At 42.0% G+C, this 22,839-nt stretch carries 29 protein-coding genes and 1 riboswitch; of the genes, 6 read left to right on the top strand and 23 right to left on the bottom strand.

The genetic code is table 11. The features are described from left to right. Positions 1-8 precede the first annotated feature (8 nt). Genes spoIIIAC through LH47_RS01385 form a run of 4 tightly spaced genes read right to left on the bottom strand, consistent with a single transcriptional unit; the run spans position 9 to position 1,953 of the window. A complete protein-coding gene (spoIIIAC, locus tag LH47_RS01400; protein WP_004889589.1) occupies positions 9-215 on the bottom strand; it encodes a stage III sporulation protein AC in 207 nt (68 codons plus the stop codon). A 15-nt stretch (positions 216-230) separates the two neighbouring features. Next, the gene (spoIIIAB, locus tag LH47_RS01395) at positions 231-743 is read right to left on the bottom strand and encodes a stage III sporulation protein SpoIIIAB (RefSeq protein WP_043964074.1); all 513 of its coding nucleotides are present in this window, start codon (positions 741-743) and stop codon (positions 231-233) included. Next, positions 744-1,667, bottom strand: a complete 924-nt coding sequence (gene spoIIIAA, locus LH47_RS01390) for a stage III sporulation protein AA (RefSeq protein WP_043964072.1) — start codon at positions 1,665-1,667, stop codon at positions 744-746. A 13-nt stretch (positions 1,668-1,680) separates the two neighbouring features. Next, positions 1,681-1,953, bottom strand: coding sequence for a YqhV family protein (locus tag LH47_RS01385; protein WP_009373908.1), 273 nt, complete (start codon positions 1,951-1,953; stop codon positions 1,681-1,683). Between the two features lie 229 nt (positions 1,954-2,182). On the opposite strand from LH47_RS01385, the gene LH47_RS01380 reads away from it, so the two are divergent. Then, entirely contained in the window at positions 2,183-2,665 is a 483-nt protein-coding gene (locus LH47_RS01380) for a GNAT family N-acetyltransferase (protein ID WP_200890837.1), read from the top strand. Between the two features lie 70 nt (positions 2,666-2,735). Here the strand turns inward: LH47_RS01380 and efp are convergent, their stop codons facing one another. From efp to LH47_RS01360, 4 genes are read right to left on the bottom strand one after another with little or no spacing between them, the layout of a single operon-like run. Beyond that, a complete protein-coding gene (gene efp / locus LH47_RS01375; RefSeq protein ID WP_004889583.1) occupies positions 2,736-3,293 on the bottom strand; it encodes an elongation factor P in 558 nt (185 codons plus the stop codon). 18 nt (positions 3,294-3,311) lie between these two features. Beyond that, on the bottom strand, positions 3,312-4,373 hold the full coding sequence (locus LH47_RS01370; RefSeq protein WP_043964065.1) for a M24 family metallopeptidase: 1,062 nt from the start codon (positions 4,371-4,373) through the stop codon (positions 3,312-3,314). Between the two features lie 2 nt (positions 4,374-4,375). Continuing rightward, positions 4,376-4,822: a type II 3-dehydroquinate dehydratase gene (gene aroQ / locus LH47_RS01365; RefSeq protein ID WP_043964063.1), complete on the bottom strand. Its 447-nt coding sequence runs from the start codon at positions 4,820-4,822 to the stop codon at positions 4,376-4,378. Positions 4,823-4,860: 38 nt separating this feature from the next. After that, positions 4,861-5,424: a YqhR family membrane protein gene (locus LH47_RS01360; protein ID WP_043964061.1), complete on the bottom strand. Its 564-nt coding sequence runs from the start codon at positions 5,422-5,424 to the stop codon at positions 4,861-4,863. A gap of 115 nt (positions 5,425-5,539) precedes the next feature. Between LH47_RS01360 and LH47_RS01355 the strand changes: the two genes are divergently transcribed. After that, on the top strand, positions 5,540-6,469 hold the full coding sequence (locus tag LH47_RS01355; RefSeq protein WP_043964059.1) for a DUF1385 domain-containing protein: 930 nt from the start codon (positions 5,540-5,542) through the stop codon (positions 6,467-6,469). A 19-nt stretch (positions 6,470-6,488) separates the two neighbouring features. Then, positions 6,489-6,830, top strand: coding sequence for an SA1362 family protein (locus LH47_RS01350; protein WP_043964057.1), 342 nt, complete (start codon positions 6,489-6,491; stop codon positions 6,828-6,830). Positions 6,831-6,844: 14 nt separating this feature from the next. Here LH47_RS01350 and LH47_RS01345 read toward each other — a convergent pair whose 3' ends face one another. The 5 genes from LH47_RS01345 to LH47_RS01325 form a co-directional block, all read right to left on the bottom strand. Next, a complete protein-coding gene (locus LH47_RS01345; RefSeq protein WP_043964055.1) occupies positions 6,845-7,723 on the bottom strand; it encodes a patatin-like phospholipase family protein in 879 nt (292 codons plus the stop codon). Positions 7,724-7,798: 75 nt separating this feature from the next. After that, entirely contained in the window at positions 7,799-8,227 is a 429-nt protein-coding gene (gene mntR / locus LH47_RS01340) for a transcriptional regulator MntR (RefSeq protein WP_009373920.1), read from the bottom strand. A 69-nt stretch (positions 8,228-8,296) separates the two neighbouring features. Then, entirely contained in the window at positions 8,297-9,322 is a 1,026-nt protein-coding gene (gene splB / locus LH47_RS01335; protein ID WP_043964053.1) for a spore photoproduct lyase, read from the bottom strand. A gap of 107 nt (positions 9,323-9,429) precedes the next feature. After that, on the bottom strand, positions 9,430-11,991 hold the full coding sequence (locus LH47_RS01330) for a vitamin B12-dependent ribonucleotide reductase (RefSeq protein WP_043964052.1): 2,562 nt from the start codon (positions 11,989-11,991) through the stop codon (positions 9,430-9,432). 159 nt (positions 11,992-12,150) lie between these two features. Then, positions 12,151-12,987, bottom strand: a complete 837-nt coding sequence (locus LH47_RS01325; RefSeq protein WP_009373924.1) for a lipoate--protein ligase family protein — start codon at positions 12,985-12,987, stop codon at positions 12,151-12,153. Between the two features lie 125 nt (positions 12,988-13,112). Here LH47_RS01325 and LH47_RS01320 point away from each other — a divergent pair, with 125 nt between their 5' ends. Next, a complete protein-coding gene (locus LH47_RS01320) occupies positions 13,113-13,484 on the top strand; it encodes a rhodanese-like domain-containing protein (protein ID WP_009373925.1) in 372 nt (123 codons plus the stop codon). Positions 13,485-13,536: 52 nt separating this feature from the next. Here LH47_RS01320 and gcvPB read toward each other — a convergent pair whose 3' ends face one another. The 3 genes from gcvPB to gcvT are packed head-to-tail and all read right to left on the bottom strand — an operon-like array spanning position 13,537 to position 17,442. Further along, positions 13,537-14,991 (bottom strand): aminomethyl-transferring glycine dehydrogenase subunit GcvPB, encoded by a 1,455-nt coding sequence (gene gcvPB, locus LH47_RS01315; protein ID WP_043964049.1) that lies wholly within the window; start codon positions 14,989-14,991, stop codon positions 13,537-13,539. Continuing rightward, positions 14,984-16,330 (bottom strand): aminomethyl-transferring glycine dehydrogenase subunit GcvPA, encoded by a 1,347-nt coding sequence (gene gcvPA / locus LH47_RS01310; RefSeq protein WP_043964047.1) that lies wholly within the window; start codon positions 16,328-16,330, stop codon positions 14,984-14,986. The genes gcvPB and gcvPA overlap by 8 nt, the downstream gene beginning before the upstream one ends. 17 nt (positions 16,331-16,347) lie before the next feature. After that, positions 16,348-17,442 carry a glycine cleavage system aminomethyltransferase GcvT gene (gene gcvT, locus LH47_RS01305; protein WP_043964046.1) on the bottom strand — a complete coding sequence of 365 codons (1,095 nt, stop codon included), beginning with the start codon at positions 17,440-17,442 and terminating at the stop codon, positions 16,348-16,350. Between the two features lie 139 nt (positions 17,443-17,581). Next, a riboswitch (glycine riboswitch) is annotated at positions 17,582-17,670 on the bottom strand. 185 nt (positions 17,671-17,855) lie between these two features. Here gcvT and LH47_RS01300 point away from each other — a divergent pair. Beyond that, complete coding sequence (locus LH47_RS01300; protein ID WP_043964043.1) at positions 17,856-19,499, top strand: DEAD/DEAH box helicase; 1,644 nt, start codon at positions 17,856-17,858, stop codon at positions 19,497-19,499. Then, positions 19,486-20,256 carry a YqhG family protein gene (locus LH47_RS01295; RefSeq protein WP_043964041.1) on the top strand — a complete coding sequence of 257 codons (771 nt, stop codon included), beginning with the start codon at positions 19,486-19,488 and terminating at the stop codon, positions 20,254-20,256. Before LH47_RS01300 ends, LH47_RS01295 begins: the two co-directional genes overlap by 14 nt. 14 nt (positions 20,257-20,270) lie before the next feature. Here the strand turns inward: LH47_RS01295 and LH47_RS01290 are convergent, their stop codons facing one another. From LH47_RS01290 to comGC, 7 genes are read right to left on the bottom strand one after another with little or no spacing between them, the layout of a single operon-like run. Next, positions 20,271-20,459 carry a YqzE family protein gene (locus tag LH47_RS01290; RefSeq protein ID WP_043964039.1) on the bottom strand — a complete coding sequence of 63 codons (189 nt, stop codon included), beginning with the start codon at positions 20,457-20,459 and terminating at the stop codon, positions 20,271-20,273. A gap of 26 nt (positions 20,460-20,485) precedes the next feature. Then, on the bottom strand, positions 20,486-20,992 hold the full coding sequence (locus tag LH47_RS01285; RefSeq protein ID WP_043964037.1) for a shikimate kinase: 507 nt from the start codon (positions 20,990-20,992) through the stop codon (positions 20,486-20,488). Positions 20,993-21,005: 13 nt separating this feature from the next. After that, positions 21,006-21,422, bottom strand: coding sequence for a competence type IV pilus minor pilin ComGG (gene comGG / locus LH47_RS01280; protein WP_043964035.1), 417 nt, complete (start codon positions 21,420-21,422; stop codon positions 21,006-21,008). Continuing rightward, the gene (comGF, locus tag LH47_RS01275) at positions 21,382-21,816 is read right to left on the bottom strand and encodes a competence type IV pilus minor pilin ComGF (protein ID WP_043964033.1); all 435 of its coding nucleotides are present in this window, start codon (positions 21,814-21,816) and stop codon (positions 21,382-21,384) included. Before comGF ends, comGG begins: the two co-directional genes overlap by 41 nt. Next, a complete protein-coding gene (comGE, locus tag LH47_RS01270) occupies positions 21,813-22,121 on the bottom strand; it encodes a competence type IV pilus minor pilin ComGE (RefSeq protein WP_043964031.1) in 309 nt (102 codons plus the stop codon). The genes comGF and comGE overlap by 4 nt, the downstream gene beginning before the upstream one ends. Continuing rightward, the gene (gene comGD, locus LH47_RS01265; protein WP_043964127.1) at positions 22,105-22,542 is read right to left on the bottom strand and encodes a competence type IV pilus minor pilin ComGD; all 438 of its coding nucleotides are present in this window, start codon (positions 22,540-22,542) and stop codon (positions 22,105-22,107) included. The genes comGE and comGD overlap by 17 nt, the downstream gene beginning before the upstream one ends. Beyond that, positions 22,535-22,831 (bottom strand): competence type IV pilus major pilin ComGC, encoded by a 297-nt coding sequence (gene comGC / locus LH47_RS01260; RefSeq protein WP_043964029.1) that lies wholly within the window; start codon positions 22,829-22,831, stop codon positions 22,535-22,537. The genes comGD and comGC overlap by 8 nt, the downstream gene beginning before the upstream one ends. Positions 22,832-22,839 lie beyond the last annotated feature (8 nt).

The raw sequence follows: 22,839 nt of genomic DNA, 5'->3' as shown, positions 1-22,839 counted from the left end.
ACTCCCTCCTAACTTTGGAACAAAAAAACAGATTTAATTTTTTGAAATAAATCTTGGACGATCGAAATAACTAAAAACAGGATATAAATAAATCCTAGCAGCGTCACCCATTGAGCATATTCCTTTTTTCCAAATCCTTCTAAAACGGTATGCAAAAAAGCAACGACAATCCCTACGCCAGCAATGCGAAAAATTAAATCTACGTCAACGCCCATTTTGAATGTCCTCCTCTATATGAGTAAAAGCACGATGAGAATGCCGGTTAATACTCCTAAACTTTTCATCATTTTTTCATACCGTTGCTGTTTTTCCGTGGCATCCCCTTCTTCTCGCTCTAAATGCACCATCGTTAAACGAATGTAATTTTGTTGAATTTCATGATCGTACTGTCCAAGCGTCTCGCCAAACTGTTTCATAATCTCAAACTCTCCTTCTTTTAAGGCGGTCATTTTCCATACTTCATGCAAGCTTTCTTCCCACGCTTGGCGAGCGTTCATCGTTCCTTTTTGCAATTTATGCGCAAACGATTCAAACAACCATGATAACGGTCGCGATAGTTGCTGTGATAATCGAAGAGAAGCGTCCATTAACGGTGTATGCCCGTACATAATTTCTGCTTCCAACGACTGCAACGCCATTTTTAATTGGCGCAACTGTTTTGTGCGCTCTCTTAAAAGTCGCGACGCTTCAAATCCTGACCATGTCGTTGCTAATATAATACATATCGCTCCAATCCATTTCATTCACATCACGCCCATCTTTCGATATATATCGCGCCCATGTGAATCACGAATCGCTTGAATCGTTCCTGGACGTCCGACATTTGTTAATTCAACAAATCGTTCAAATATAGCTTGTTCCATAATCGGACGCAGCGCTGGACGTTTCACGATGTCAGCCATATGGCGACCGTGCGCTGTCATAAATAAGCCAACTCCTGCATGCACCGCTTCCAAAATGGCCGTACAATCCGCTTCACTTCCAATTTCATCAACAATTAAAACATCTGGGCTCATCGAACGGATCATCATCATCATCCCTTCCGCTTTCGGGCATGCATCGAGCACATCGACGCGATAGCCGAATGTAAATTGCGGAATGCCTTTGACACAGCCGGCAATTTCTGATCGTTCGTCGACGATGCCAACTTTTTGAGGAGCAATACGCCGCTCTGTCACCCCGCTGCTGACGATGCGTGCAACATCACGAAGGAGCGTTGTTTTTCCTGTTTGAGGTGCACCGATAATCATCGTATTAAGCCACCGACCGTCGTATAAATAAGGGAGAAGGGGAACAGCCATGCCGATTTGCTGCCGAGCCATTCGAATATTGAACGATGTAATATGTCGAATCGCTTTTACTTTTCCATCTTCTACAATCACTTTTCCAGCTAAACCGACGCGATGTCCACCTTGAATAGTAATGTAGCCTTTTTTCAGCTCTTCTTCGATTGTGTAGAGAGAATATTGGCTTAATTTATTTAATAGTTCGATTCCTTCTCCCATTTGTACGACATGCGGACATATGTACGATCTCCCACCAGCAATGACTTCAAGCGGTCGTTCGATGCGAATGCGAATTTCTTCAATCGTAAACTGAGAAGCGATAGGCAATGATTGAATCGCATGAACGATCCCCTTAGGCAACAGATCAAACACCGCTTTCATCCTCTTCCCTCCTTTACTTCACGACATATATGCCTATGAATATACATATGACTCCTGCACCAATCCATACGAGCTTAAACAATGACAGCTCGTTTGCCACTGCAACAAGACCAATCATCATAACGACTAAAAAAATAGTTGGACCAACGACGGCAAGCAATGTATTGACGGCAATTGCCTTTTTTACATCATTGAGCGACAACATGACAATCGCTGCACATAATTCAATGGCTGCAGATAAAAAACGTAAACTCGCCATCGTCCAAACAGTTGCATCAATTTTCATCGCATCCTCCTTGTACAACCGTGCTAGTACAACGTATGCTGAAATAAGTGAATTCAGAAGTATAGAAAGGAAAAATTCATCAGGAAATGTGTTTGTAGATAAAAAGGATAAATCATACAATAATAGTGTGAAACGTCATAATTAAGTGAAGAAACTTTTTGCTAATTGTTTTAGTGAAGGATGGGACATCAAACGGTATGCTAAATAACAAATGAAGGAGATAATGAAGATGATATACATCATTCGTAAAATGAAACAAGAAGATATAAAACAAGTTCAAGATATAGCGAAAGTAACTTGGAATGCTACTTACGAGGGTGTTATTCCTTCAGATGTGCAAGAAAATTTTTTAAAATCGGCTTACAGCGACGAGCGAATGAAACAACGATTACAACACTCTACTCTTTTTGTAGCTGAAGTAGAAAACAACATTGTAGGATTTGCTAATTTTTCTTCAGTGAGAGAAGATGGAAAGGTTGAATTATGGGCTATTTATGTTCATCCAGAACAACAAGGCAGAGGAATCGGCTCAGCCTTGTTACAAAAAGGGATGCAAATAAACGGTGTAAATGAAATTTATGTCAATGTTGAAAAAGATAATCAAATTGGAAAAACCTTCTATGAAGCTAAAGGATTTAAAGTTGTAAAAGAATTTGATGAGGAGTTTGAAGGTCATGTTTTAAAGACGATAAGAATGGTATTGAACCTCTAAAAGCTTACATATACAAAATTCAGCTTGTCGACTTTCGACAAGCTGAATCCTTAACTTTTACAATTTTTCATTACGCACGTGATACGTATGTGCCGTCTGTTGTGTTAATAATTAATACGTCGCCTTCGTTGACGAAGAATGGCACTTGAACGACAAGACCCGTTTCTAACGTTGCTGGTTTTGAACCGCCAGATGCTGTATCCCCTTTAATACCTGGCTCTGTTTCAACAACTTTTAACTCAACTGTGTTTGGCAACTCGACCCCAATCGTTTCGCCTTGATACATCATAATAAATACTTCCATGTTTTCTTTTAAAAACTTTAATTCATGCTCAATTTGTTTTGCAGGAAGTTCGATTTGCTCATACGATTCCATATCCATGAATACATGTTGATCGCCGTTTGCATATAAATATTGCATTTTACGGTTGTCGATTTGTGCTTTGTTTACTTTTTCACCCGCGCGGAACGTCTTTTCTTGAATCGCACCAGTGCGCAAGTTGCGAAGTTTGGAACGAACGAACGCAGCTCCTTTTCCTGGTTTCACATGTTGGAACTCGATGACACGCCAAATGTCACCATCTACTTCAATCGTTAAACCTGTACGAAAATCGTTTACTGAAATCATGTTCATTTCCTCCTACGTCTATAAAGTAATGAGATCTTTTGGTGAAAGAGTGAGCCGCTCATTGCCATCTTCTGTAATAACGATGTCATCTTCAATGCGAACACCGCCCAATCCTGCTATGTAAATGCCCGGTTCGACCGTCACAACCATCCCCGGCTGTAGCACAGTATCCGAACGCATCGACAGCGCCGGCGTTTCGTGCACTTCCATGCCGAGTCCATGGCCTGTGGAATGCCCAAAATACTCACCAAATCCGCAAGCAGAAATGTAATCGCGCGTAAGCGCATCTGCCTCTCGGCCTGTCATTCCTGCACGAATATGTTCGACACCACGAAGCTGGGCTTGTAACACGACATCGTATATGCGCTTTAACTCGTCGCTTACTTCGCCAACTGCAACGGTTCTCGTGATGTCAGAGCAGTATCCTTTATAATATGCGCCAAAATCAAGCGTGACGAGCTCGCCTTTTTCAATCACTTTCTCTGTCGCTACCCCATGTGGCAACGCTGAGCGCACACCAGATGCAACGATGATGTCAAATGATGAACTTGTCGCCCCTTGTTTGCGCATAAAAAATTCTAGCTCATTTGCCACGTCTATTTCGCGCACACCCGGACGAATAAAATCAAGAATATGACGAAAGGCGGCATCGGCAATCTCGGCTGCTTCCTTTAATATCTTAATCTCTGCTTCCGACTTAATCAAGCGTAACTTTTCAACCGCACCGGAAACCGGGATAAGCGTTGTTTTGAGCGCTTTTTCGTATGATGAGAACGTTGCATACGAAAGATCGTCTTGCTCAAATCCAAGCTTTTGAATACCTAATCGCTCCACTTGTTTTGCCACTTCTTCAATAAGCGTTTGCGTATGTTGGACAATTTCATATCCTTCAATTTGGCGCATCGCCTGTTCGACATAGCGAAAGTCCGTAATAAATACCGCATCTGTTTCGCTAATCAAAACGACGCCCGCTGTTCCTGTAAAATTTGTCATATAGCGTCGGTTATATTCGTTTGTAATAAGAAATCCGTCAATGCCGTACTCTGCAAATTGCGCACGAAGTTTTTGTACTTTATCCAATGTTATTTCCCCTTCCCTTCAACCATATCAAGCAACGCTAAAATCGCCAACCGATATCCGTTTATACCAAGTCCGACAATTTGTCCTGCTGTCACAGGAGCTAAAACAGATTGATGCCGAAACGGCTCTCTTGCATGAATGTTTGAAATATGTACTTCAATGACTGGCGTCTGTACGCTTGCGATCGCATCACGCAATGCATAACTATAATGCGTAAACGCGCCGGGATTAAAAACGATCCCGTCATATAACGATTCCGCCCGATGAATTTGGTCAATTAACGCCCCTTCATAATTGCTTTGATAGCACGTCAACTCCGCCCCATATTCACTAGCAAATTCCGTTAATTGTTTTTCTAGTTGAGCAAGTGTCGTATGCCCATAAATGTGCGGTTCCCTCATACCGAGACGATTTAAGTTCGGACCGTTTAAAAGGAGGAATCGAACCATTCCCCCTCTCCCCCCTTTACTGATAAAAATACATATGGTTATTTTACCACATCGACCTGTTTTTGTCGCCTCATCTCTGCAACTTCAAATGAAATGGAATAACCGATGAACATCCCATATAAAATGTAAAAGCATACCATCGTTACAATTGTATTTCGCTCAAGTTGTGGAACAGCTTTTAATTGCGGAAAAATGGGATTTAATACGTAAAAAACAAGCACCCATAGCCCGATTCCAAAAGCAACCCCCGGCCAAATGCCTTGACGATTTTTTAAGAAAGCGTAGTACAGGAGCGCAGCAATGACCGAAGCGAGCCCAATGAACAAAATGGCAATCGCCTGACCGAGCGCCCCGTTTTTCCAATCACCGATCGCCCACGGTTGCAAAATAAAATTTGGCGCCACTTCTGTAAAATGAAAAAAATAAGCACAATATGCAAGGAAGCTCCAAAACACGCCCCCAATAAAACCGATCAGCGCGACTTTTGCTAGAACGGGCATTGGTTTTTCTCTCTTGTTTTGTTCAAGTTGTGCGTCTTGTTTTGTTTTCGTTTGCACAGTCATCACCTCCGTTTTTATCTTGTCCAAAATGTTGGATCTCATGTGTATCGTTTCTCATTTTTGGAAACAATACAAATACAAACAATACATCGACCTAGAGGTTTTTATCGTTTTCTTGTAGAATATAAGAAAAAAGAAAATAGGTTGGTGTCTTCTTATGAGCAAAAACGTATACGGTGGGCAAGCGGTCATTGAAGGTGTCATGTTTGCTGGACGCAATCATTCCGTCACGGCCATTCGCCGCAAAGACGGTTCGATTGAGTATTTTCACGTTCCACGCGAAACAAACAAAATGCTTGCTTCATTAAAAAAAATTCCGTTTCTTCGCGGCATTTTTGCCATTATTCAAGCAAGTGCGAACGGATCGAAACATTTACAATTTTCGAGCGAACGATATGATCTCGATCCGAACGAAGATGAAACGTTACAAGCTGAAACGCCGTCCAAATGGACGATGATTTTAGGTGTTGCACTGATCGGCGTGTTGTCGTTTCTATTCGGCAAATTTATTTTTACCCTTATTCCTGTATTTTTGGCTGAATTAACGAGACCGATTTTCCCATCGGACACAGCTCAAATACTTGTAGAAGGATGTTTCAAACTTCTTTTACTTTTAGGTTATATTTACTTTATTTCGCTCACGCCACTCGTTAAACGATTGTTTCAATATCACGGAGCGGAACATAAAGTAATTAATGCCTACGAAAATGGTTTACCGTTGACGGTTGAACATGTACAACAACAATCTCGCCTTCATTATCGTTGTGGCAGCAGCTTCATTTTATTTACCGTCATCATCGGCGTATTCGTTTACATGTTCGTCCCGACCGAACCGCTTTGGGTGCGCGTCCTAAATAGACTAGCACTCATTCCAGTTGTATTAGGGTTATCTTTTGAAGTATTACAACTAACAAACGCGTTACGTCATGTTCCTGTGTTGCGTTGGTTTGGCTACCCTGGTTTATGGCTACAACTATTAACAACGAAAGAACCGACTAACGATCAAGTGGAAGTAGCTATCGCATCATTTCAACGTTTGCTTGAGTTAGAGGGAGAAGCGACGAACGAGCAAGAAGAAGTGGTGTAACATAAAGGAGGTGGATCGATTGCGTCGGCGCCCATTCCCGCTTATCACTTTGCTTATTGTGTTCGCTATTTTTGGGTTTTCTTATCGTCTATGGAACGATCCGATGCAGTTGTTAAAACAAATGTTTCTCATCGGATTGGTCGCAGCTGCCTTTTATGGCATATATAAATGGATACAAAGACAAAGCTTTAGTCGTTCGTATAAAAAAGCGGTAAAACAATCGAAAAAACTCCACCATCAAAAAACGAAGCCGACGTCGAAAAAACAACCGCGCCCAACCGCTTTAAAGAAAAAGCACGCCACTCATTTAACAGTCATTGAAGGTAAAAAAGGAAAGAAAAAAAATCGGGCCTCTTTTTAACCCGATTTTTTCTTTTAATACGTCCACGTCTTTAAAAATTGTTCTGTTCGCTCTTTTCCAAACGAAATAAGCTTCTTTTTTTCTTCGTCTGTCACTGAGAAATCGGTGGCAACGACATGTTTGACAGGCAGAAAAATGATGTTTTTTTCATGGCGGCGCGAAATGTATCGTTCATCGTGCGCCTCGCGCATCGTTTGAAACAACGCTTCATACAACTCAATGGCATTATTAATTTTCTTTTTTGCTTTTTGCGCTTGTCTTGCGCTTAATTTGATGCCAAGAACAGGTCGCTTTTTTCGCTCTTCATCAAATAAAAAAATCGGGAAATTGCTTAGTAAGCCGCCATCAACGACAATATGCTTTCCTTCGTCCGTCTTTAACCGTACAGGCTCAAAAAAATAAGGAATGCCGACGCTCATTCTTACTGCTTTTGCGACGGAAAAGCGGAGAGGATCAATGCCGTATTTCGGCAAATCATCTGGCAAAATAAGCATCGTCCCATTCGTTAAATCAGAAGCGATGACTCGCAATCGTTCGTGAGGCAAATCGGCAAACGTGTACACACCTTTTTTACTTAACTGCTCTGCGATCCATCGTTCGAGCTTTTCTCCTTTATATAACCCCATTTTCCAATAAAGCACGAGCCATTTTAACCATGCATACGGGATGATTGTATGTCGCTCATCGAGAAAGTCCATTACATTCATTTCTTCAATCATGTCCACGATTTCCTTGCTTGTAAATCCCGCCGCAATAAGCGAAGCAATAAGTGCCCCTGCGCTCGTACCAGCAAGCCGCTTAAAACGAAAACCTTTTTCCTCGATCGCCTCATATGCCCCGATTAGCGCAAAACCTTTGACTCCTCCACCAGAAAACACACCGTCAATCTCCATGCCCTTCCCTCCCTCGCCATATATGTATGAAAAATGGGAGAGATTGAGCATAAAAAAACAAAAAAGAACAAGCGTTTATGCCTGTTCTTGCTCGTTTTGCTTTTGAATGTTGCGAAGCGCTTCAAGACGTGACCGATCTTCCTCAAAGTATTGTACTAAATCACCGATGCGATCAATTGCATTCCAGCTTAAGTGATGTTCGATTCCCTCAACATCGCGATAAATGTTTTCTTCATCTACACCAATGAGACGCATAAATTGTTCAAGCAACTCATGGCGATACACGAGACGTTTACCGATTTTTTTTCCTTTTGGAGTAAGCACAAGCCCACGATATTTTTCATATACTAAATATTCGTCTTTATCAAGCTTTTGAACCATTTTTGTCACAGAGGAGGGATGAACAGATAACGCTTCAGCAATATCTGATACACGAGCGTATCCTTTTTCTTCGATCAATATATAAATTTGTTCAATATAATCCTCCATGCTTGGTGTTGGCATACGTTCCCCTCCTAAACAAACATCCGCAATCATTATGATTATAACATGTTTACCAAGCATGACAACTATTTACGTAAAATATTCAATCGTCGCTTCGGGAAAAAATTGCGCAATATACGAGCGAATCGTGTCATTTAGCCGATTCGCCTCTTCATCTCGATACACATATTTTCCGATTCCGTATCGTCCCCATTTATATTTTCGTTTCGTTTCATCAAGGTCAAGTTTCGTTTTCGGATATCGTTTTTGAATAACCGTTTTCGCCGGTTTAGTGAAGCGATGTTGAATTAATTCAAACGTTAAATTTGTTAAGTCGATACCTTGCAAATTTGTGTTCAGTCGTTCAAACAGTTCAAAATATCCTTCTTCCCAACCGTCATGCATATAAATCGGAGCGACGATAAATCCGAGCGGATAGCCAGCATGCGCCACTTTTCGCGCCGCCTCTAGCCGTGCGTCAAACGAGGACGTCCCCGGTTCAAAGTTTTGAATAACATACCGTGAATTGACGCTAAAACGAAAGCGTGTTTTTCCATGATGCTTTGCATCAAGCAAATGATCGACATGTTCATATTTTGTGACAAAACGAAGTCGGCCGTATTCCGTCGCTCCAATAAATTCAATCGTTTTTTTTAAAGCATGCGTCAAATGATCGATGCCGACAATGTCCGACGTACAAGCCGCTTCAAAGCGCGTAATTTCTGGAGCGCGTTCATCAATGTATGCTTTCGCTTGAGAAAAAATATCATCAAGATTGACGTATACCCGAATGTAAGGCTTGCTTCCGAGCGTCGTCTGTAAATAACAATAATGACAATGCCCCATGCATCCCGTCGCAAGAGGAATCGCATATTCTGCCGATGGTTTAGACGTATCGAATTTTAATGTGCGCCGAACACCGACAACAAGCGTTGATTTTGCGTTGCGATATTGCTGAAGCTCGTTATCTCCTGGAATGCCGCGCACTTGGTTATGCGATGTTGTTTCGCGAATGTCGATATGCATATGTTTAAATTTTTCATATAACTCTTTGCCGAGCGGATAATGAAGCGCTTCGGGCTCAAAATAAACAAGCTGAGGAATAAATGGCTTCATGCAATCACCTCAATGTTAGTATGGTTTATTCGTATGAAGTGATGAAATACAATTTTTGTTATTATTCATAATAAAATAAGGAACGGGTTTTCCCGTCCCTTTTTACGTTATAAACCACATTTTAATTGGGCACCGCAACTTGTGCATGTGTTACAACCACCAATTTCTTCAACCGTTCCTTCACGGCATACTGGACAAATGTTGCCGACTTCCGAACCGATCGTAACGTCCGTTGCGCGTAAATCCGGAATCGTTTCAACAAGCGCAACAGCCCGTTTTTTCGGTTCTTCTGGCAGAAGTTCTAGCTGCTCTTCGACCACATGTTCTTCTGCTTTTAATGTTAATACTTGCGCATCGCGGCTACCGTCAACATACACTGTCCCACCTTTTGCACCGCCTCGCCATAAACGCTCGTACACTTTTTGCACTTGCTCGACCGTATAGCCACGCGGTGCGTTCACCGTTTTCGAGAGGCTTGAATCGACCCAACGTTGAATAATGCATTGTACATCTGCATGCGCTTCTGGCGATAAATCCATCGCGGTTACAAACCAATGCGGCAAGTTGTTCGGATCTGCTTCTGGATGTTTATCTAAATATTCTTCAACGATATCCGCCTTCACTTCAATAAACTTACCTAGACGGCCGCTTCGATAATAAGAGAAGGAAAAATATGGTTCAAGTCCTGTGGACACGCCGATCATGGTCCCTGTGGATCCAGTCGGAGCAACCGTTAATAAATGCGAGTTGCGAATGCCGTATTTTAAAATATCTTGGCGAATATCGTCCGGCATCTTTTTCATATAACCGGTGTGAATAAACGCTTCGCGCAATTTCATCGTTTCTTCTTCTGTTTCACCAACTAAAAACGGAAAACTTCCTTTTTCTTTCGCAAGCTCAATGGACGCACGATACGCCGTTGTCGCAATTGTTTTAAACAGCTCGTCAACTAACCGATTTCCTTCTTCCGAACCGTACTCTTTTTCGCAATAAATAAGCAAATCCGCTAGTCCCATGACGCCAAGACCGACACGGCGCTCCCCAAGCGCTTGCTTTTTATTTTCCTCAAGGAAGTACGGCGTTGCGTCAATAACGTTATCTTGCATGCGGACACCGACTTCAACCGTCCGCTTTAATTTTTCATAATCCACAACTTTCTTTTCTTTATCGACCATATTCGCCAAATTAATTGCTGCTAAATTGCACACAGAATAAGGTGCGAGTGGTTGTTCACCACACGGATTTGTTGCAACTACTTTTTGTCCGTACGCTCTTGCGTTTGTCATGTCGTTGGCGTTATCGATAAAGAAAATGCCTGGTTCGGCGGAATACGTTGCGCAAATGTTAATGAGCTTCCATAGCTCGCGCGCGCGAATTTTCCGATAGACGCGAACGCGATAGCCCATTTTCTCCCATTCACGCACATCGCCGACTTCATGCCATTTTTCGTTGTAGATGCGCATTTCTTCTTCCGAGTACGTTTCAACATCTGGGAAGCGCAATTCATATTCTTCATCGTTTTCTACTGCCTGCATAAACTCTTTCGTTAAGCAAACGGAAATGTTCGCCCCTGTTAAAAAGTCCGGATTGTGCACGCTATACGTTCCACCTGTCCGCAACTTTTCTTCCGCGTCTTTAATAATTTTTTCTGAAAAGCCACCGTATCCTGGGATGTTTTTGTAGTTGACGATCCCTTGATACATCGCGCGCTCTTGTTCGGTAAGGGGTGTAAACTTTAGTTTTTCTTTCGCTGCTTTTTGAATGCCTTCATCTTCTGTATTTTCAAGCAAATAGCGCAAAATGCGCGGATTTTGCATTTTCGAAATAATGAATTCAATAATGTCCGGGTGCCAATCGGCCAACATAATCATTTGCGCTCCCCTGCGACTACCACCTTGTTCCACAAGATGGGTCAGTTTTGCAATGTCGTCAAGCCATGACACTGAACCGGACGATTTTCCATTCACTCCGCGCGCGAGTGTATTGCGTGGGCGAAGGGTAGAACCGTTCGTTCCGACACCGCCACCGCGGCTCATAATTTCCATCACTTGCTTGCGATGTTCAGAAATACCTTCACGCGAGTCTTTGATAAATGGCATGACGTAGCAGTTGAAGTACGTCACTTCTGTTCCGGAACCTGCTCCATATAATACGCGCCCTGCTGGAACGAAATTTAGACTGACAAGTTGTTCATAAAACTTTTCGAACCACTCTTGCCGTTTTTCTTCCGTTTGTTCAACAGCGGCTAGCCCGGTTGCGTTCCGCTTTGCAATTTGCTCATAATAAATTTCTAATGGTTTTTCAATCACATCAAGAGAACGAACGACAATGCCTGTTTTCGCCTCGTCCCCTTCTAGCACATGGCGATATTCTTCTTCCACGAGCACGTGTGCTTTTTTACTTTCCCAATCCAACTCGACAATAAACCCAAGCCCACGCGCCGGAAACTTTGGATCTTCCTTCACTGTTAAAACGACAAAATCCCCGACGCTTAGCGTCAACTTTTCCGTATCTTTAAACGAATAGCGATCAAGCATCACTAAACGCGACACACCCTTATATGTAATGTGCATCTCAGAAGTAATCGGGTGCACTTGTGGAAATAGGCGAATGTCCTCATTCAGCTTGTCCACATTCACCGTCATTTTTTCAGAAAACGCAACCGTCATGTCTACCTCTCCTCTACCAACATAATCTTACTACATTAAACTACCATATATCGACAACAATAATCAATAAAAAAATCAATATGTAGTATGTTTTTTCAAAAAACACATACTACATATTGATAATTAAGTCAAGTGTTTTTTATTTGTCAAGAGGAAAATTTATCGTTTAAAATTCCATTCATCTGTTTCGTATTTATTCCTCGCTAGTTGCTGAACGTACAATCGCTCATCATCGGTTAATTCATATCGTTCCAACTGAATGTTTAAACCTTTTTCAAATCCTTTGAAAAATGCTTCTTTCGCCTCATCGATCGTCACTTTTCGATCGGTTAGCTCATTGATCGCGACCGCTTTGTTTTTAAAATTTTGTCGCAATCGCTCTTTTACTCGTTCGTTCGGATACTTAAATAAGCTAAAAAGCATTTCTTCATCTAAGTCTAATAAAATCGAGCCATGTTGTAAAATGACCCCTTTTTGTCGCGTTTGGGCGCTTCCTGCCACTTTTCTTCCTTCGACAACGAGCTCATACCAAGACGGTGCGTCAAAACAAACAGCCGAGCGTGGATTTTTTAAATCCGCTTTTTCTTCTTCTGTTTTTGGAACAGCAAAATACGCATCAAGCCCAAGGAAGCGAAATCCTTCCAAAATGCCTTGTGAAATGACGCGATACGCTTCCGTCACCGTTTGTGGCATAGCTGGATGCGCTTCTGATACGATAACGCTATACGTTAACTCTTTATCATGAAGCACACCGCGCCCGCCTGTTGGACGTCTCACAAAACCAAGTCCGTATTTTTTTACTGCATCCATATCGATCTCTTTTTCGACTTTTTGAAAATAGCCGATCGAAAGCGTCGGTGGGTTCCAACCGTAAAACCGAATGGTTGGTGGAAAGTTTCCTTCACTATGCCATTCTAACAAAGCTTCATCAAGCGCCATATTAAACGCTGGGGAACAATCGCCTGAGTCAATAAATCGCCATACTTCTTTTTCCATCTACTCCACCCTTTCCTCTATCATTTTATAGTGTAGCAAACATAATAAGTCAATGGAAAATGCTTTGCTTCTTGGACGAAACATTTATATAATAGACGTGGCAACGATGAAAAAGGAGGATTCGCATGACAACAGTTCTTATTATTCTCGGGGCAATCATTGTGTACGCGGTAATTACATACTTTTACCAAAAGCGAGTCGTTAAAACGCTTACGGAAGAAGAGTTCCGCGCAGGTTATCGAAAAGCGCAACTCATCGATGTTCGCGAACCAGATGAATATGCTGCCGGTCACATTTTAGGAGCACGTAACATTCCGCTTTCACAACTACGTTTACGTATGAAAGAATTGCGTAAAGACCAGCCGATTTATTTATATTGCCAAAGCGGACTTCGCAGCGGCCGTGCAGCACAAATGCTTTACCGAAAAGGATATCGCGACCTTTACCACTTAAAAGGCGGATTTAAAATGTGGACAGGAAAGGTGAAGAAAAAATAAGGTGCCAAGCAAAAACGCCTGGCACCTCGTTTTTTCATTTTCACCTTTTGTTTTATTTCTGATATCGCAAAATCGGTTTGCGAGCCGCCGTCGTTTCATCCAATCGTTTCACGACCGTTGTATGCGGTGCTTCTTGGACGATTTCCGGCGTTTCTTCCGCTTCTTTTGCGATTTGAATCATCGCGTCAATGAACGCATCGAGCGTTTCTTTTGATTCCGTTTCCGTCGGCTCAATCATCATACACTCTTCGACAATCAATGGGAAGTAAATCGTCGGCGGATGGTAGCCGAAGTCAAGCAAACGCTTCGCAATATCAAGCGTACGCACCCCTAATTTCTTTTGCCGCTTTCCTGATAACACAAATTCATGTTTACAATGACGGTTGTATGGCAAATCGTAATATTCCGCTAGGCGACGCATCATGTAATTAGCGTTTAATACCGCATATTCTGTCACCGCTTTTAAGCCGTCTGGCCCCATCGAACGAATATACGTATAGGCACGAACGTTAATGCCGAAATTGCCATAAAACGGCTTCACGCGACCGATCGCTTTTGGTCTGTCATAGTCGAGATAGTAGCCGTTTTCTCCCTTTTCCACCGTCGGTTTCGGTAAAAATGGAGTAAGATCCGCCTTCACACCAACTGGACCAGACCCAGGGCCACCGCCGCCATGCGGGCCAGTAAACGTTTTATGAAGGTTTAAGTGCACGACGTCAAAGCCCATATCACCAGGGCGCGCTTTGCTTAACACCGCATTTAAGTTTGCCCCGTCGTAATACAGCTTTCCGCCTGCGGCATGCACAATTTCTGCCATTTCTAAAATATTTTCTTCAAAAAGACCAAGCGTATTTGGGTTTGTGAGCATAAGCGCGGCTGTATCTGGACCGACGACGCGACGTAAATCGTCTAAATCGACAAGCCCTTCTTCTGTCGATTTCACCGTGACCGTTTCAAACCCGGCAACTGTTGCCGACGCAGGATTTGTTCCGTGCGCCGTATCAGGAACGATGACTTTTGTGCGGTTGTAGTCACCGTTTGCTTCATGGTAGGCGCGAATCATCATCAGTCCTGTCCATTCTCCATGCGCACCAGCGGCTGGCTGCAACGTCACCGCATCCATACCGGTAATTTCTTTTAAATGCTCTTGTAAGTCATACATTAATTCAAGTGCCCCTTGCACCGTTTCTTCCGGCTGAAGCGGGTGAATGTGGGCAAATCCAGCGAAGCGGGCAACGTTTTCATTTATTTTCGGATTATATTTCATTGTACAAGATCCAAGTGGGTAAAAGCCGGAATCAACCCCATGGTTGCGCTTTGATAGCGCTGTATAATGGCGCATAATGTCAAGCTCTGACACTTCTGGAAGATCCGGTGCCTCTTGCCGAATGTATTCGGTTGGGATGACTTGTGCGACATCGACTGCTGGCACGTCTAGTGCCGGTAAGCTATACCCGATTCGTCCTGGCTTGCTTAATTCAAAAATAAGCGGTTGGTCTTTATGCATGACAATCCCCCAATTCTTTCACAAGCATGTCGATTTCTTCTTTTGTGCGCAATTCCGTCACTGCAATTAACATGCAGTTTTGCAATTCTGGATAATCGCGTCCGAGATCGTAGCCGCCGATCATGCTTTTTTCCAATAGCTTTTTATTTACTTCCGCTACGGGCTTGTTCAGTCGAACAACAAACTCGTTGAAAAACGGTCCTGTAAATACGACATCAAATCCATGATTGACAAACGCTTCTTTTGCATAATGCGCTTTTTGAATATTCATCGTCGCCATTTCTTTTACACCTTTTTTGCCGAGCGCGGTCATCGCCACTGATGCAGCGAGCGCATTTAACGCTTGGTTCGAGCAAATATTTGACGTCGCTTTGTCGCGGCGAATATGTTGTTCACGCGCTTGCAACGTCAAAACAAAGCCGCGTCGCCCTTCTTCATCCGTCGTTTGTCCGACAAGACGCCCTGGAATTTTGCGCATGAGCGCCGATTTCACCGCAAAATAACCGCAATGTGGACCACCGAATTGGGCTGGAATGCCAAACGGTTGTGCATCGCCAACGACGATGTCTGCACCGAACTGGCCTGGCGGTGTCAATACGCCTAACGCAAGTGGATTGCTTGCGACAACAAACATCCCTTTATGCGCATGAGCGATCGGCTCGAGCTCTTTTAATGGTTCAATTTGTCCAAAAAAGTTTGGATATTGCACAATAACGCATGCGACATCTTCATTCATTTCCGCTTGAAGCGCATCAAGATCCGTTACACCGTTTTTATACGGGATTTCTATCACTTCTAGCCCTGGGCCTTTTGCGTACGTTTTCACAACGTCGCGATATTCTGGATGCACCGCTTTGGATAATAACACTTTTTTCTTTTTCGTATGCGCCGCGCTTAACAACGCTGCTTCCGCTAGTGCTGTCCCACCATCATACATTGACGAGTTAGCAACATCCATGCCCGTTAGCTCACAAATCATCGTTTGAAACTCGAAAATCGCTTGCAATTCCCCTTGGGAAATTTCTGGCTGATATGGCGTATACGCCGTATAAAACTCGGAACGTGAAATGACATGGTCAACAATCGTCGGAATATAATGGTCGTACACCCCTGCTCCTAAAAATGAGGGATACGTCTTGATATCCGCATTTTTTGCGGCTAATGCCATTAATTCTTTCATTAACTCCGGCTCTGATTTTGCTTGTTTAATGTTGTATTCGCCTTGAAAACGAACGCTTTCTGGAATATCGGAAAACAGCTCATCAATCGATTGCACACCGATCGTCTCTAACATTTGTTGCTTATCTTCTTCCGTCATTGGCAAATAACGATGAAGCATAACTCTCTCTCCTCACATTATTTTGTGCGTTTATAAAACGGCGTTGCCACTACTTTTGCTTTTAGTCGTTTCCCGCGAACATCTACTTCTACTTCTGTATCAAGGGGAGAATACGCTGTAGAAATCAATGCTAGGCCGATATTTTTTTTAAGCGTTGGTGATTGAGTTCCTGTCGTCACAACGCCAACTTGCTCACCGTTTACATATACCGCATATCCGTGACGCGGAATGCCTTTGTCGATCATTTCAATACCGGCAAGTTTACGTGTTGTTCCTTCTTCTTTTTGTTTTTTCAATACTTCTTTTCCGAAAAAGTCGACGTCTTTATTCGTTTTGACCGCAAATCCAAGCCCTGCTTCAATTGGCGTAATGTCTTTCGACAATTCTTGCCCATAAAGCGGCAAGCACGCTTCAAAACGAAGTGTATCGCGCGCACCGAGCCCGCACGGAAGCACTCCGTCTTCTTTTCCTGTCTCTAAAATCGCTCGCCAAAGCGCCTGAGCATCTTCTGCTCGGCAATATAGCTCAAACCCGTCTTCACCTGTATATCCTGTCCGCGACACAAGCGCTTGAACGCCTGCGACATCGATGTGATCAGCAAAAGCGAAAAATTTCATGGTAGATAAATCGACAGTCGTCAATCGTTGTAACACTTTTTCCGCAAGCGGCCCTTGTAGTGCTAATTGCGCAATATCGTTTGAAATATTGACAAGTTCAACATTGCCAAATACATGCGCTTCAAGCCACGCAAAATCTTTTTCAATATTTGCGGCATTTACAACAAGAAGGTAATGGTCGTCTCCTTTTTTATAAACAAGTAAATCATCAACTGTTCCACCATCTTCATCGCACATAAGCGTATATTGGGCGCGACCATTTGTTAATTTTGCGACATCGTTTGTCATCATTTTTTGTAAAAAGGCAAGGCTATCTTTTCCTTTCACTTCAAACTCGCCCATATGCGACACATCAAACAATCCTGCCCGCGTCCGTACCGCTTCATGTTCTTCTTTAATGCTAGAAAATTGCACGGGTAACTCCCACCCGCCAAAGTCAATCGTTTTCGCGCCATACTCTGCATACAGAGGAAATAGCGGTGTTCTTTTTAACATATGCTCCCTCCTTGTTCATAAAAAAAAGACAGACGACCCCCATATTGTCATATGGTAGTCTCTGTCCTTTCACCTGAAAGTTTCCCTGTAATAGGTGTCCTCGTGGGTGGTTCACGTTCGTGAACGCTCTCCAGAGCTGCGTCAAACAGGAGTTCTTTTGCCTGAGAGATTCGCGTTGCCACTTGCTCCTTCGGCGCTACATTCCGTAGTCTCTCCCCCTGTTCTCATCCGCCCGTATACAATTGTCGCTCTTGTGCCACACTACATGTAGGCACATAATGAAACAATTTTATAAACTTTCTTACGTTTTTTATTATCTTATAACTTCTCGTTTGTCGCAACATCTTTTTATAAATAAAATACGTAAATTCTTTTTGTTTCAAACAAAAATGTTCGGAAAATGAGGGATACTTATGAACGTCACAGTACATTGGGAGAAAAGTTGGAAGGACGAATTTATGACGCGTATCGAACGTGACGGTCCGTGGTCAAACTGGGAATTGTACGAATTGGCGCTTGAATCAGCCAAAGCGTTAACTATTCCTCAGTTTGATGGACTACAAGCGCCAAAACATTTGCCACATATAACGATTTTACCTCATCAATACGATGTTGCACGTCAAGTTGTCGAGCAAATGAACGGAAAAGCCATTTTAGCGGATGAAGTCGGGCTCGGAAAAACGATTGAAGCAGGATTAATTTTAAAAGAATATATGATTCGTGGACTTGTGAAAAAGGCGCTTATTCTCGTTCCTGCTTCTCTCGTTTCGCAATGGGTGCAAGAATTAAATGAAAAATTTTTTATTCCTGCCGTTGCTCAAAGGAAAAGCTACGTATGGGAACAATGTGACGTTGTCGTTTCATCAATCGATACAGCGAAAAAACAACCGCATCGGGATATCATTTATGAACAAACATATGATATTGTCATTATTGACGAAGCACATAAATTGAAAAACAATAAAACGAAAAACTATGAATTTGTTCAAGGATTAAAAAAGAAGTTTTGCTTACTGTTGACGGCGACACCGATTCAAAACCGCGTGGAAGAAATTTTTCATCTCGTTTCCCTGCTGAAACCTGGGCATTTAGGGAATGCCGAACAATTTCAAAAAAGGTACGGAAGGCTACGCACATTACATGATGATGCCCATTTAAAAGAACTCATTCGAAAAGTAATGATTCGACATCGTCGCCACGATACAGGAATTGAATGGACGAAGCGGCACGTCGAAACGATATTTATTGATTTTTCGGAAGCAGAACGAAACGTATATGAGACGATCCGACAATCAAAGCCCCATTTTTCCGATACAGCGTTATCACACATTACGCTATTGCGTGAAATATGTAGTAGTAAAGAAGCTCTTTTTTGCACGTTAAAAAGCATGATGGAGCGACATCCGGGCATCGAAACGACCATTGGTGCATTGTTACAAAAAATGAATGAGATCACCGAACATACGAAAGCAAAAAAAGCGCTGGAACTTATTCAAACAATAAACGATAAAGTGATTGTATTTACAGAATACCGAGCGACCCAATTGTATTTACAATGGTTTTTTAAACAACACGGCATTTCTTCTGTACCGTTTCGTGGCGGATTTAAACGAAGTAAAAAAGATTGGATGAAAGAGCTGTTTCAACATCGCGCCCAAGTACTTATCGCAACAGAAGCAGGAGGAGAAGGAATTAACCTGCAGTTTTGTAACCATGTGATTAACTACGATTTGCCTTGGAATCCGATGCGTCTAGAACAACGAATCGGACGTGTTCATCGTCTTGGACAAACAAAAGATGTACACATTTATAATTTTGTTGTGCGCAACACGGTCGAAGAACATGTATTTGCATTACTGTACGAAAAAATTCGTTTATTTGAACGGGTCGTCGGTGAATTAGATGACATTTTAATGAAGCTACAATCTCCAACGTTTTCGAACCATTTGGAGCGCATGATTGCTCAGTCGAAAAGCGAAGGAGAACTGAAAATTAAAATGCAAAATTTTGTAGAAATTTTAGCAAATACGGAGGAACGAACACATGCAGCAAGATGACATCCAATCTTTTCTTGAACGCTTTTTTATCGCTACACATTGCCCAATTCTCGAACGTAGCAATGGACATATACGTGTTCAGCTCACGGCCGAAATGGATAAACAATTAATGAATCGCCCGTTTTATTGGCATTATGTTGAGCGCATCGGTGCTGTAGGTGAACCATTGCAACTATCGCTCATCACGAAACGATCCATTCACGAGAAGGGAGAGTATATTCATTTTGGTTCTCCACGCCTTCATCAAATTTTTTCGATTGCTAAAATGAACGGGCGGTTCGTTCGGCTCTATGAACAAGTATTCGAACGATCTGTCGCTCTTCATCCGTGGCTTCATACAAACATATTGCTTTCATATGAATGCGATCGGAAACAAGATCGTTTATTATCATTAGGTATTCATCTCATTAGCGGAACAATCATCGAGTCATTTTACGACGTATTAAAAGAAAAACAATGGGGCGTCACTGTGCCAGATTATTGCTTTACCATTTCTCCACTTATTAAGCCAATGAGTGGACTTGCACGTCTTGAAGCGTTTGTTGAACGTCTCATCGTCTCTGAAACGCATGAGTGGGCAGATGAAGCGCGCGCACGTTGGGAAGAAGACTTAGCGTTACTGCAACATTTTTATGAAGGTGTCGAGGGGAAACAAGAAGAATATGAAAATGAAAAGGAAGCGTTGCGACAAAGATATGAACCGAGAATTCACATTTCAGTTATTAACGGTGGGTTATTTTATTTGCAAGCGAAATAAGGCTAGTATTAGCCTTATTTTCGCTTAAATAAAAGCATAATGGCATACGGAATAACACCGAACCAACGATATAAAAAGGGCTGCTTTTGCTGTTTTTTTAACTGTTTCTTCTCTTGTTTTTGTCTTTTCCGTTCATCTTTTGGTTGATCTAAATATTTCACAACTTGTTCGGTCATAAATTTAACATAGTCGTTTCCTGCCATCGTTCATCACCTCGATGCTAGTATCGTCAAAAACGAGGTGATTTAAGCAAAGATACGATGTTTTCTACGATGTCATCAATCGTACGATTTGTTGTATCGATCGTCATATGGGCTTCACGATACCACGGAAGTCTTTGTTCAAATAGCTGTTTTATTTGTTTTTGTTTATTTTCCATCAGTAGCGGTCGGGTCGTATCATCAGCTAAACGACGAAACAATTCATGTAACTCACAATGTAAATAAATGACGATTCCATGCTCGCGCATAAATTGACGATTTTCTTCTTGAATGACAATCCCGCCACCTGTTGTAATAATGACATGTTCTGTTGGAAGCTCTTTTAATGTTTCACGCTCGTACGTTCGAAATGCCTCTTCCCCTTCTTCCGCAAAAATCTTTGTAATCGTTTTTCCAACTTGTTGTTCAATATACGCATCCGTGTCTATCACAGGTAACTGTAATACTTCCCCTAATCTTCTTCCAATCGTCGTCTTTCCTGCCCCCATAAACCCTGTTAAGTAAATCGCCCTCATATTCTCTCCCTTTCTAGTATAGTTCTTTCCACCCCGAAATGTCGTTTGTTAATACATGAAATTGAAACTGAACGTCATAGCGAAATTGAGCATTCGTTACACATGATACATTGACAACCCAAACATCCGCTCCGTTTTTTGCTGCGCTATACGTTGCACGTCCGCGAGGAAATGAAATCGTTTGGCTTAATGATGGCACGTTTTCCGGTGCATTGGCAAGCGTTTGTTTCACATGAATGAGCGTTTGCTTCATCAAATAGTCTGCTTCATACCACTTTTTCTCTTCTTCAAAAAACTGTATGTCTGTATGATACAATGCCACAGCGTGGAGAAAAAGAGCGCTTATAAACAACGCACACATGACCGTAAACGGCAAAATAACACCTTGTTCATTTTTCATATGATCGGAAAGATGGGATAAACGCTTCATATACATCTCCCTTATCTGTGAATACTCGCATGCGAATACCCGTTTGTTCTTTTTCATACGATATATGTTGAATAGATTGAAGCATAATTTCATGACCGGTGGCATTTACACGCCGACGAATAATCGTTCCATACTTTTCGTACGTCACGAGCTCACCCGTCCATTTATCGAATTGAATCGTTGTCCCGTATATCCGAACGTTTTTTGATTCCCTTAGTTCCATTTTTGCTTGTTGAATAAAAACAAGCCATTCAAAATAGTGAAAGTTCCCGCGTTTTGCTGTATAGTTCAACGATAAATGAAATGCTGTTGTCAATAAAGATAAAATGATTAAAAAGGCGGTAAGCGATATCAATACTTCAATTAAAGTAAAGCCTTTTTCTGTTCGAATCATTGCAACAATGGCTCACATCTTTCCTTTGTTCTTTTTAGCCAATCTTCCCAACGAACGCATCGCTCATTCGATCGCACAAATAATAAAAATGTACGTTTTCCCCGAACAACGACCGTTTCGTTTACACGATGTTCATTCATCATTGCCTCATATAAAATTTCATTCGCAATCGCCTCTATTTTTTTGTTTTCCCGTTCTATAACAACAATTGTCCAATGAGCGAGTAACATAGCGATTAAACCGCTCCATAAACTAAGCGAAACGAGCAGTTCAACAAACGTGAAACCGTTACAATTTTTGTGCATACAATCTCCCTTTCCCTAATTGAAAAACGATTTTATATTTTTTATGTCCGTATGCAACAAGAAGCGTCCCTGCTTTATTCACATTGCCGTTCGGATAATAATAAAGTGGCGGAGATAACGTAGCCATTTGAAATTGAAAAGGGGAAGGGAAGAAACGAGCGAGGAGCTCCTTCCCAAATGTCCCTCCTTCTTTCACTTGATAACGACATGTGTCGAAATAAAATATAATCGCTACCGTCTTTTTTCGGCTCATTGCATATTGTTGTGCATATAACATATCATTCCTAAACTGTTCTAAAAAATATTGCAACTGTCGCTCAGCTAACACGTGCTGAAGGGGGGGAACGGTAAACGACATGATGGTTGTGACAACAAAAAGAACAATTAACATTTCGATCAACGTAAACCCTCGTTCATTCACTTTCAAAAACGTCTCCTTCACTCGTAATAACGATTTCTTTTCCGTTCGTGCAACGGTTGCTTTCAATATATTTTTCATCTAATAACTGTTGCACCGTCGGAATCGTTCCGTGCTCCATTTCATATGCTTTTACTTGGGATTGAACCATCTTTAAAAACGCTGAACATCCTTTGTTGTTAATCATACTGTTATGTTTTGTCACATTTGGGATCGTAATTAAAATCAAAATGGTAATGACCATTAGTACAATTAACATTTCAATTAATGTGAATCCTTTTTCATTTCTCATATACATCC

Origin of the sequence: Anoxybacillus thermarum, assembly GCF_000836725.1 — a bacterium.
Taxonomy (GTDB): Bacteria; Bacillota; Bacilli; order Bacillales; family Anoxybacillaceae; genus Anoxybacillus; species Anoxybacillus thermarum.
Note: the sequence above shows the minus strand (reverse complement) of the source record. Positions and strands in the feature narration are given on the sequence as shown.